Origin of the sequence: Chryseobacterium sp. IHB B 17019 (assembly GCF_001456155.1) — a bacterium.
In the GTDB taxonomy this organism is placed as follows: domain Bacteria; phylum Bacteroidota; class Bacteroidia; order Flavobacteriales; family Weeksellaceae; genus Chryseobacterium.
On record NZ_CP013293.1, the window covers coordinates 678,392 to 690,808 of the forward strand.

General features: G+C 36.7%; 8 protein-coding genes. 7 read left to right on the top strand and 1 reads right to left on the bottom strand.

Translation table 11 applies throughout. From position 1 onward, the window contains the following. Positions 1-114 precede the first annotated feature (114 nt). On the bottom strand, positions 115-1,263 hold the full coding sequence (locus ATE47_RS03145) for an NAD(P)H:quinone oxidoreductase (RefSeq protein ID WP_062160588.1): 1,149 nt from the start codon (positions 1,261-1,263) through the stop codon (positions 115-117). 78 nt (positions 1,264-1,341) lie between these two features. Here ATE47_RS03145 and ATE47_RS03150 point away from each other — a divergent pair, with 78 nt between their 5' ends. From ATE47_RS03150 to ATE47_RS03180, 7 genes are all read left to right on the top strand, one after another. Then, positions 1,342-2,124, top strand: coding sequence for a helix-turn-helix domain-containing protein (locus tag ATE47_RS03150; RefSeq protein WP_062160589.1), 783 nt, complete (start codon positions 1,342-1,344; stop codon positions 2,122-2,124). Between the two features lie 93 nt (positions 2,125-2,217). Then, positions 2,218-3,066, top strand: coding sequence for a prephenate dehydratase (gene pheA / locus ATE47_RS03155; RefSeq protein WP_062160590.1), 849 nt, complete (start codon positions 2,218-2,220; stop codon positions 3,064-3,066). Positions 3,067-3,882: 816 nt separating this feature from the next. Then, positions 3,883-4,608: an NUDIX hydrolase gene (locus ATE47_RS03160; RefSeq protein ID WP_062160591.1), complete on the top strand. Its 726-nt coding sequence runs from the start codon at positions 3,883-3,885 to the stop codon at positions 4,606-4,608. A gap of 21 nt (positions 4,609-4,629) precedes the next feature. Then, positions 4,630-6,114: a xylulokinase gene (locus ATE47_RS03165; protein WP_062160592.1), complete on the top strand. Its 1,485-nt coding sequence runs from the start codon at positions 4,630-4,632 to the stop codon at positions 6,112-6,114. 37 nt (positions 6,115-6,151) lie between these two features. Next, on the top strand, positions 6,152-7,480 hold the full coding sequence (gene xylA, locus ATE47_RS03170) for a xylose isomerase (protein ID WP_062160593.1): 1,329 nt from the start codon (positions 6,152-6,154) through the stop codon (positions 7,478-7,480). Positions 7,481-7,551: 71 nt separating this feature from the next. Further along, complete coding sequence (locus ATE47_RS03175) at positions 7,552-10,425, top strand: SusC/RagA family TonB-linked outer membrane protein (RefSeq protein ID WP_062160594.1); 2,874 nt, start codon at positions 7,552-7,554, stop codon at positions 10,423-10,425. 12 nt (positions 10,426-10,437) lie between these two features. Then, positions 10,438-12,390, top strand: a complete 1,953-nt coding sequence (locus ATE47_RS03180; protein ID WP_062160595.1) for a RagB/SusD family nutrient uptake outer membrane protein — start codon at positions 10,438-10,440, stop codon at positions 12,388-12,390. Positions 12,391-12,417 lie beyond the last annotated feature (27 nt).

Consider the following 12,417-nt stretch of genomic DNA (forward strand, 5'->3'; position numbering starts at 1 on the left):
TAAAAAAAGAGATTTATAACAAAAATCTCTTTTTTTATTACCTAATTAAATTATAAATAAAGACTACATTAAGTAAAAGAACCCAGATAACAGATATTAATCAAAAAGGATAATTTATTCTATTTCAAAAATGGCTTGTATTTCAACTGAAGAGTTTCCAGGGATGGAATATGCTCCAAGAGTAGCTCTGGCATGCTTGCCTTTTTCTCCGAAAACATCTGCTGCAAGATCGGAAGCTGCATTCATAAGTTCAGCGTGTTTTGAATAATTTTCCGTTGTATTAAAAATTCCTGTAAGCTGTACACACCGTTTTACTTTATTCAAGTCGCCTCCAACAGCTTGGTTCAAAACAGATAAAATATTAAGCATTGTAGTTCTGGTGGCTTCTTTTGCCTGTTCTTCGGTAATATCTCTGCCTACTTTACCGGGATTTTGAATCTTTCCGTCTTTTAATGCATATTGATTAATAAATACTAAATTTCCCGAACGGACAAACGGCTGATAATTTCCTGCAGGTTTGGGAACTTCTGGAAGTTTAATATTCTTCTGATGCAATACTGTATTGATATCTTCCTCTTTTTTATCACGAGTAGCTTGTACCACTTTGTTTTTTTGAAACGTACCTTGCAGGGCTGTCGCTACTTTTGCAAAGTTTTTTCCTTGCAGTTCAGCTAAATAACGTTCATCCGGGGTTGGTCTTTCTATATTTTTTAATGATGCTAAACTTGTAGTACCGAGAACTGTATTTCCTTGCGGAATAGTTTTGTCAATATTTTCATACCCTCTAATTCCGTTAGAAACCAAAATCATTCCGTGAACTGCCAGCATATTCCAAAATGACTGAAGCGCCAACTCTCTCCCGGCACCACTGCCTGCCGACATAAATACCGTTGCAGGCATGCCTTCTAGACCATGCTGTGACCATATGGCAGTCGTTTTTGATATAAATTCACTCATTGATGTGCTTATATTTCCAAAGTAGACAGGAGATCCAAAGGCAATACCATCATAAGAGGTCATTTCATTAACGGAAGCAACCGGTATACTTTTTAATTTTGGGTTGTCATTGATTGTGACTTTTTTTATAAATGCTTTCGAGGTTCCATTGCTTTCTATTCCCTTAGCTATTTCTTTAGCCATTTCATATGTTCCGCCTTCATCAGAATGAATAAGGACCAGAATGTTTGTTTTCTGCTGTGCAGTCATAGAACTCATTGTAAGGGTTAATAGCAGACCCGAAAAAAAGGCATTAAATTTTTTCATGATATAACTTTTAATGTATTACAAATTTAAATGATGTATTATTATTAAATTTGCCAAAATTATCACATAGAACGCCACATGAAATGCGGACTTATTGAAAAGAAAAAAGGTCAATTCGATGACCATACTACAATTGATGCCTATGTATGGTACGAAAAAGATTGGAAGCATGATAATCATGACCACGTACATCAACGTTATCAGCTTACGTATGTTGAAGATGGATATCAATATTTTCATATTGAAAATACGATTTATCTCGTTCCACAAAACCACCTTATTTGGATTCCTTCAGGTAAAAAACATCATACCGAATCAGAAGCAAGCACCGTTAATCTGATGGTGGTATTGTTTAAATCAGTTTTTGATAATAATTTTTTTAATGATGTACACGTTTTTTCGGCTCCTCCAGTATTAAGTGAAATGCTTAAATACGCAGCAAAATGGAGTCAATTGCTTGAAGAAGATGAAGAACAGAGGTATTTTATGAATGCCCTTTTATACAGCTTGCCTTATTTTTGCAAAGAAAAAGAGGGGCTGCATATTCCTGTTCCTGCTGATCAGCGACTGATATCAGTTTGCAACTACATTAACAAGAATTTTCATAATCAATTAGATACTGAAATACTGGCAGAAATAGCACTCATGTCAGTAAGAAGCCTGCAAAGGATTTTTAAAAAAGAAACGGGAATAACCATCCAAAAATACATGCAGCTAATAAGAATTTTAAAAAGTATTGAGCTAATCAACACAGGGCAGTACACATTGAGTCAGATTGCCTTGATGATTGGCTACAAAAGTTTATCGGCATTTACTACTTCTTATTTTGCAATTATGAAGGAAAAAGCAAAGGTGAGATGAATAAATTGTATACAAGTCATCAACGTGTAGATTATTTGAACTAGACTCACTTTTTTTTCTTTATATTTAAATTAATAAAAATATAAATACATAATGAAGATCGCATTTTTGGGCCCTGAAGCCAGTTTCACAGAACTCGCAGCAGCCCAGCTTTTCCCTGAGGAGGACCTTTTACCACAAGCGAACATTCTAGACTGCTTTAATGCCGTAGAAAACGGAGAAGTAGAAAAAGCAGTTGTTCCTTTGGAAAATTCTATTGAGGGAACGGTTTCTATGACGCTGGATTATTTATACAAAACCCCGGAAATTAAAATTGAAGCAGAAGCAGTAATGCCGATTGCCCATCATTTGATGGTTCATCCCAATTGTGATGTAAAAAACCTCGAAAAAATTTACTCTCATCCACAGGCTTTGGCGCAAAGTTTTCATTTTTTGAATAAGCATTTTAAGAATGTTCAGAAACAAGATTTTTCTTCTACTGCGGCAGCAGCAAAACATGTTTCAGAAAATCCCGAAAGAAATTTGGCGGCAGCTGCCAATCAGTTTGCTGCGAATTTGTATGGATTGAAAATTATCCATGAAAATATTCAGGATTTTGAACAAAATCATACAAGATTTATTATAATCTCTAAAAAAAAGGATGTTTATTGTAATGAAAAATTAGAGGTGCTGGGTGAAAAATCTGCAATGCTTATTACCCTTCCCGAAGATCACGCGGGAGGCTTGCATCAGGTTTTATCGGTTTTTGCATGGCGAAAAATGAATTTGAGCAAAATAGAATCCAGAACATTGAAAACCAGACTTGGAAATTACTTTTTCTTCATCAATATTGTAGGAAAATGGGAGCCTGTCTTGCATCAAAACGCCCTGGAAGAATTGAAGGCACTGGATGCAGAAGTAGATTTCCTCGGGAATTATAACGAATATTTTCTTAAAAGTTAATTCACATAGAAATTTTATTTTTTCATACCTAATTCAAAGCATTTTTTTTAATTAATTTAAATATTGAGATCTACTTTTTAGACTTCCCTTCATATGCTATACATTCAATATGGAAACAGATACGGCTGTTGGATAATTTGATAATAACAATGATTTACACGAAAAAAACCGGAAAGAAGTGACTATCACTCCGGTTTACTCTGAATAAGCCACTTTCTTACAGTATTCATTTTCTTTTACAAAATATTCCTTTTTCAACACTTTCGAGACTAAATTAATTTAGGCAATTCTTAAATTTTTTTGAGAATATATTGTGTTTATAAGAAAAAGGTAATGAGACCTCAATATGAGGGGTGTATATTAGATAAAAACCGTAGAACTTTTTTAGACTTTCAAAAACTTTAAAAAATTACCCAAATTCATATCGGAAATAAGGATTATCTGATAATTTTTAGATCTTCGCTCAAATAATTGTAAAAAATACACGTCTTAAATATGTGCATTCTGGCAAAAAAGATTGTTTTTCTTAATAAATTTCTAAAAAATTTCAATAAAAATTAAAATTTTCTTATCATAAATTGAATATAAATAAATATTATTTTTTTAAGTGTTTATTTTACATTTAAATGACTATGTATTAAGTCATTCTGAAATACTAATCATTAAAAATATGATAACCTTATCATATTTTTTATATCATTCTTATCATAAAAAATAGATATGTAAAATATTGATATATAGTCTATAATGTAGATTTTATTTTTTTTTCTCGATTGAATTTTTATATTTGTGATGTTACGTAAATGTTAATAAAAAATGAACCAAGATTTTATTCATACTTATGTCTCTGTTGATTGTGTAGTATTTGGATTTGATCATGACAATAGACTCAATATTTTACTTGTGCAACGTCACATAGACGATGTAGCGGTAGATAGGCAAAGAAAATTGCCCGGTAGCTTGATTTTTAGTAATGAAGATGTCGATGATGCAGCGCACAGAGTTCTTCATGAGTTAACAGGAATAAAGAAAATGGTTCTCAAGCAGTTCAAATGCTTTGCTGATCCGCTTCGTGCAAGCAATCAGACTGATATCATCTGGATGGGAACCGAATATATGCATAATATTGACAGGATTATTACGGTGGCCTACCTTTCTTTATGTAAAATAGATCAGAAGATTAACAGCACAAAATATGAAACCGTAGACTGGTATCCAATAGATCAGGTTCCCGCATTGCCTTTTGATCATAATAAGATCATCAATGAATCTCTGACTGAAATAAGAAGATGGATTGAGACTGATTTTTCTATTATTTTCGAATTGCTGCCGAAAAAATTTACCATAAGACAACTGTATCAGCTGTACAGCGCATTAAGTGAAAAACAAATTGATATCAAGAATTTTCACAAAAAGATTTCATCATTCAATTACATTATTCCTTTGGAAGAGATAGAAAAAAATGTATCGCATCGAGCGGCAAGATATTATAGGTTCGATGCTAAAATCTATAAGAAAAACAATACTAGGCTAATTAAATAAAATCCCCCTTTTTTCGAAATTATGTATTTATTAGGATATGACATAGGCAGTTCTTCTGTAAAAGTTTGTCTCATTGAGGCATCCAGCGGAAAAATTATTGCATCAGATTTCTCTCCAAAAAAAGAAATGAAAATCACCGCCATCAATCCCGGCTGGGCAGAACAAAATCCTGCAGAATGGTGGCTGAATCTAAAGCTGGCGCATGAATCTGTGATGCATGAATCCGGAATCAATCCTGAAGATATTAAAGGAATTGGGATTACGTGGCAGATGCACGGTTTGATTTTGGTGGATAAAGATCAGAATTTGCTGCGTCCTTCAATTATCTGGTGCGATAGCCGTGCTGTGCCGTATGGTGAAAAGGCTTTCAAAGAAATTGGTGAAGAAAAATGTTTGTCACATTTATTGAATTCACCGGGAAATTTTACTGCTTCAAAATTAGCCTGGGTTAAAGAAAACGAGCCGGAAATTTTTGATAAAATTGATAAAATAATGCTCCCAGGAGATTATATCGCCATGAGGCTTTCTGGCGAAATAGGGATGACAGTAGAAGGCCTGTCAGAAGGGATTTTCTGGGATTTTAAGAATAATTGCATCTCAGAAGACGTAATTAATTATTATGGAATTCCGAAAAGTTTTTTCCCTGAAATTATCCCGACTTTTGGGATCCAGTCAACGGTTTCTGCAACAGCGGCTCAGGAATTAGGATTAAAAGAAGGAACTCCGATTTCTTACAGAGCAGGAGATCAGCCAAATAATGCTTTGTCATTAAATGTTTTCAATCCCGGAGAAATCGCCTCAACAGCCGGCACTTCAGGAGTAGTCTATGGAGTACTGGATCAATTAGAATATGATACCCTGTCGCGGGTAAATACATTTGCCCACGTCAATCACAGTCCGGAGGAAATCAGATTAGGCGTATTGCTGTGTATTAATGGAACAGGAATTTTAAATTCTTGGTTAAAACATAATTTCGCAACCTCATTATCTTCTTATGGAGATATGAATGATCTGGCATCACTTTCCCCGATTGGATCAAAAGGCTTAAGCATTATTCCTTTTGGAAACGGAGCAGAAAGAGTACTGGAAAACAAAGATACGAGTTGTTCGATCCACGGAATCAATTTTAACATCCATACAAAAGGCGATATTTTACGCGCTGCGCAGGAAGGAATCGTTTTTTCCTACGAATACGGAATGAATATCATGAGAAATATGGGCATGAATATCCAGGTGATCCGTGCCGGAAATGCCAATATGTTTTTAAGCTCAATATTTCGTCAGTCACTCTCAAGTGTAAGCGACGCCGTGATAGAGTTATATGATACAGACGGAGCCGTAGGTGCTGCAAGAGCTGCAGGAATGGGAATTGGTTTTTATGCAGATTCCAATGAAGCATTCTCTTCCCTTGAAAAAATCGCAGTTATTGAGCCTGAACATGAGAAAAGAGAACAATATCTTGAAGCTTATTCAAGGTGGCAGGATCATCTTAAAGAAATAGTATAAATCAAAAATTTCACGATAACAAAAAAATCAGATATATATGAACGTTTTAAAAGAAACAAAACAGTTTTTTCCAGGTATTACAAAAATAAAGTTTGAAGGTAAGGAAAGCAGAAATCCTTTGGCATTTCGCTACTATGATGCAGATAGAATGGTGATGGGTAAACCAATGAAAGAATGGATGCGCTTTGCAATGGCTTGGTGGCACACCCTATGTGCAGATGGAAGCGATCCGTTCGGCGGTCCCACGATTCATCACCCTTGGGGTCAAGGAACTGATGCCATTTCCAGGGCTAAATATAAAATGGATGCCGGATTTGAATTTATGACTAAAATGGGCTTTGAGCATTACTGTTTTCATGATATTGATCTGGTAGATCCTGCAGACAACTGGAGAGATTATGAGAAAAATCTACAGACAATTGTGGAGTATGCAAAAGAAAAGCAACAGGAGACAGGAATCAAGCTTCTTTGGGGTACAGCAAACGTTTTCACCCATGAAAGATACATGAACGGAGCTTCTACCAACCCGAATTTCGATGTTGTCGCCTGTGCGGGAACTCAGGTTAAAAATTCTATCGATGCAACTATTGCACTGGGTGGAGAAAATTACGTTTTCTGGGGTGGAAGAGAAGGATATATGAGCCTGCTGAATACCGATATGAAACGTGAAAAAGAACATCTTGCCCGTTTTCTTATCATGTCCCGCGACTACGCAAGAGGCCAGGGATTCAAAGGGACATTTTTAATTGAACCAAAACCAATGGAACCTACAAAACATCAGTACGATTATGATGCTGAAACTGTAATCGGTTTTTTAAAAAATTACGGACTGGATAAAGATTTTAAACTTAATCTTGAGGTTAATCATGCAACATTGGCAGGACATACGTTCGAACATGAACTGCAGGCAGCTGTAGATGCAGGAATGCTAGGAAGCATTGATGCCAATAGAGGTGATAATCAGAATGGCTGGGATACCGACCAGTTTCCGGTAGATTATTTTGAGCTTGCACAGGCATGGCTGGTTATTCTTCCTAATGGAGGATTGGGATCAGGCGGTATTAATTTTGACGCAAAAATCCGTCGGAATTCTATTGATACAGGCGATCTTTTCATTGCACATGTCTCCGGTATGGATGCCTTTGCAAAAGGATTGCTTGCAGCAGCTGACGTTTTGGAAAACTCAGATTATAAAAAATTGAGGACAGAGCGATATTCATCTTTTGATAATGGACATGGGAAAGCTTTTGAAGATGGTAAACTTACATTAGAGGATTTACAAAAGATAGCACATGAAATAGGAGAGCCTCAGCCAAAAAGTGGTAAGCAGGAACTATTTGAGGCACTTGTAAATATGTCCATCTAATAAAATATAAGAAAGCCGATAGAATTAGAATGACATTGGCTTTCTTAAACACTAACTCTAAAATAATAATTATGAATGTATTTTTATTAAATAAAACCAACAGAGCATCCCTGTTTTTTGCTATGGCTCTTTTGCCTTCCGGTTTAATGTATTCGCAGAGTAAAAAAGATACTATTACAAAAGAGAAGAAGATTGAAGAAGTTGTTGTAATTGGATATGGAACTCAAAGGAAAGAATCTGTAACAGGATCTGTAGCTAGTGTAAAAGGTGATATACTGCGTGAAGTACCTTCTGCAAACATCACACAGGCATTGCAGGGTAGAACGGCGGGTGTTGATATTTCTCAATCATCCACAAAGCCGGGTGCTGCGATGCAGATTCGTATCAGGGGAACACGATCTTTATCGGGAGATAATAATCCTCTTGTAGTTCTTGATGGGATTCCTTTTGCGGGTTCCTTGTCAGACATTAGTTCAAGCGATATTAAAAGTATTGATATTTTGAAAGATGCTTCTGCAACAGCCATTTATGGTTCCAGAGGGGCAAACGGGGTAATTTTAGTAACTTCAAACAGAGGAACAAAAGGTCAAAAACCTCGTTTTTCTTACAGTACTTTTACAGGAGTTCAGACCTTGTTTTCCAAATACCCAATGATGGACGGGCCAAAGTTTGCCAAGCTTCGTGCAGATGCGGGAATCTATACAAACGGGGCAGATGAATCTAATGATATTAATACAGACTGGCAAAGTTTATACTATAAACCGGCAATGATGACCAATCATGATATCAGTGTTTCCGGTGGAACTGAAGGTGGAAATTATAGTGCTGGCTTGTCTTATTTTAAACAGGATGCATTGATTCCTTTGCAAAATTATGAGCGATTTTCTATGCGTCTGGCTCTGGATCAGCAAATTGGTAAAAGATTCAAGTTTGGTTTTACAACCAACACCAACTATACAAAATCAGAAGGTAATGGAGTTAATTCGGGAGCAGTAGTAGGATATTCGCCCCTTGTAAATCCTTATAATGCAGATGGAAGTTTAAGATCTTTGATGAATACCGCCGGAGGTAATGATAATACATGGATTTTTACCCGAGAAAGATTGAATAACCTTGATGAAAAATACGTTGACGAAAGTAAAATATTTGCATCATATAATAACCTATACGGAGAAGTGACGCTTCCTCTTAACGGATTAAAATACAGGCTTAATGTAGGTTTAGATTACCGTACTACCAATAGTGGTAATTACACAGGAGTAGGTGTTTTCAGTACAAACCCTGCTACTGCATCATCTGCAGGAAGAGGAAATAACCAGACCTACCACTGGGTGTTGGAAAATTTACTGACATACGACCGCACTTTTGGCAAGCACAAAATCAATGCCGTTGGACTATATTCAGCAGAGGGTAACAAATATATAAGTACTTACATGAGTGCAAAAAATGTTCCTGCAGATTTTTTCCAGTATTACAATTTGGGACAGTCTCCACAAGCTGATATCTCAGTTAATCCCAATGATCAGATCTATTCTCAAACAGGTCTTATTTCTGCAATGGGAAGGGTAATGTATACTTTTGATAATAAGTATATGTTGACGGCAACATTGCGTGCAGATGGAGCATCAGTTTTAGCTCCGGGAAACAAATGGCATACCTATCCTGCATTATCAGTAGGATGGAATATTACCAATGAATCTTTTATGGAAAGTATAAAAGCTCTTAATCTTTTAAAAATTAGAGCAGGTTGGGGACAGACATCTAATCAGGCAGTTTCTCCATATTCTACATTGGGTTCTTTAACGGTTGTTCCTTATAATTTTGGTACTAGTAATGGTACTGGAGTTTATGTAAATCAGGCACCGAATGCTGATCTTGGATGGGAATATTCTAAGACTCAAAATTATGGTGTAGATTTCGCATTGTTTCGTAATAGGTTAACCGGAACTGTTGAATATTACAAAACTCATACTTTTGATCTATTATCTAATAAATCTCTTCCCGCTTCATCAGGGCTTTCATTTGTAACTAAAAATGTTGCTGAGACAGAAAATAAAGGTTGGGAATTTTCTTTAAATGGTATTATTTTCGATAATCCCGAAGGTTTTTCCTGGGATGCAGGAGTTAATCTTTATACCAATAAAAATAAAATCTTAGCGCTGTCGTCCGGAATTGACAGAGATGTAAACAATCTTTGGTTTGTGGGACATAACATCAACGCGTTGTATGATTTTCAGTATGTTGGCTTATGGCAGGCAGGTGATCCTTACCAAAGTATTTTGGAGCCGGGAACTCCAGCTGATGTTATAGGATCTATTAAAGTTCTTTACACCGGAGGCTATAATGCTGATGGTACTCCTGTAAGAGCCATAGGTGAAGCAGACAGACAGATTTTTGATACGGCACCCGATTTCCAGGGAGGATTTAATATGCGCTTTGCTTATAAAAACTTTGAATTAAGTACAGTTGGAGCATTCCAAAAAGGCGGAATCCTGATCAGTTCATTATACGGATCAGCAAGTTATCTTAATAGATTAACCGGAAGAGGAAATAATGTGGATGTAGATTACTGGACAGAAGACAATACCGATGCCTACTATCCACGTCCGGGCCGCCATTTGAGTGGTGACAATCCTAAGTATTCTTCAACTTTAGCCATGTTTGACGCTTCCTACCTGAAACTGCGTACCATTACCTTGGGATACAATTTTAACAAAGATATTTTAAAGGATCTGAAAATTACTACACTAAGAATATACTTTACCGTAACCAATCCTCTTGTACTATTTTCTCCTTATCATAAATTTTCAGGAATGGATCCGGAACCAAACTCCGTTGGTGATCAAAACCAGGCGGTAAGCGGCTATAGACCACGCCAGCTAATCATCGGAACCAATAATCCATCTACCAGAAACTACTTAATGGGGCTTAATTTAACCTTTTAAAACTATAGAGTCATGATAAAATATAATAAAAAAATCATAGCAGGAGTAATCTTCTTATCATTAACATTCACAGGATGTAATGAGATATTGGATGAAGAGCCGAGAACAAATTATACTGTTGAGTATTTTAATACAGAACAAGGCATCAATCAGGGTGTTACATCTTTATACAGACATCTTCGTATGTTGTACGGGAATGGATATTTTATGAGTAACTGCCAGAATGGTACAGATGAATCAACCTTTGGGCAGCAGGCTGATGGTAATTTCAAAGAATTGGATATGTCGGGAAATGGAAATATTACTCCATCCACATTTCCTCCGAGTATGGTTTGGAACTCTGTGTTTCCATACATCAATACCGCTAATGGAATTATTGAAAAAGGTCCGTCTTTCGGAATCGCAGAATCTTTGATTTCAGAAGCTCGATTTTTTAGGGCATTTGATTATTTTTTATTGGTGCAGACTTATGGGGGTGTTCCGTTAGACCTTGGTTCCGGGGAGCTGGCTTTTAATATTGCGCCATCTGCAACCTCAGTAAGAAACACTGTACCTGAGGTTTATAGCAAAGCCATATTTCCTGATCTTAAAAAAGCGATAGAGAATTTACCTGCTTCTCCAAGGGTTACGGGCGGAGTTACAAAAAATGTGGCAAAATTATTTTTGGCTAAAGCATACCTTACTTACGGCTGGTGGCTGCAAAATCCTAATGATATTCCCACATATCCTGAAGCTGCAAGAACGGATCCGGATGGTCATAACGCCCAATGGTATTTCCAGCAGGCTTATGATATAGCATTAGAAGGAATTAATAATCCTGGACCTTATTCTTTACAGCCTACTTATTATGATGTAAATGTAGGATCCAATGACAGAAATAGTGAATGTATGCTGTATGCAGATCACACATCATCAAGCTCATATTATAATGAAAGCGATCCTGTAGGATTTGGTTCCGGATGGAGCCCGGATAATTTTGCAGCCTGGATGCAGACCTGGAATTATACAAATATTAAAAGCAGTAAATCTTCTACTACATGGGACGCCGGTAGTTCTGTTCAGCGTGCTGCTACTCAGACGTTAGGCCGTCCTTGGGTACGTATGTGTCCTACAATCGGAGTTATAAAAAATACCTTTGCAGATAAAACAAATGATTCCCGTTACGATGGAACTTTTGTGACCAGCTATAGAGGAAATTGGAACAAAGAAGCAACAGGCCTTACCAATATACCGGTATTATATAATGCCAATAATTTACCTGTTCAGCCGAATGATCCCATTCTTACTTTCCTGAATGATGATTCTCAAACACCAACCTATCCTTCAGGAGCGGGGCAAAGCGGTGTAGGAGCCGGCACATTACCGGGAAGAGCAGACTGGGTGATTGCACCGAATGGTATTAGCAGAATGGTTTTTCCTGGTTTATGGAAAATAGGAACTTACCGTACAGATAATGGTAATGGTTTAGGATTCCCTAATGCGGGTTTAACTCGTCCATTTAATGCAGCTAAATTTTCAGAATTTTATTTTATCGCGGCAGAAGCTGCTGTAAAAGGTGCTTCAGGAGCCATGAGCGCAAGAGATCTTATCAATGTGATTCGTGCAAGAGCTGGAAAATGGAAATTTAATAATGCTCAAAATGTTACTTATACAGCGGATAACAGTGCTGCTATGATTGCAGCTACGCCTTCAACTATTACTATTGATTATATTTTGGCAGAAAGATCCAGAGAATATTATGGTGAGTTTTACAGATGGTATGATCTTGTCAGAACACAAAAATGGCAGGAATATGCAGCTACTTATCAGATAGGAGGCTCTAATTATGGAGATCACACTCCGCAGACTGTAACACGTACTATTCAGAAATTCCATTATTTAAGACCCATTCCTCAAAGTCAGTTGGATGCGATGGAAGTTTCTCCGGATATCAAGGCTAAATATCAAAATCCCGGTTACAATTAATAGGCATACACATTCATGTTAACAGAA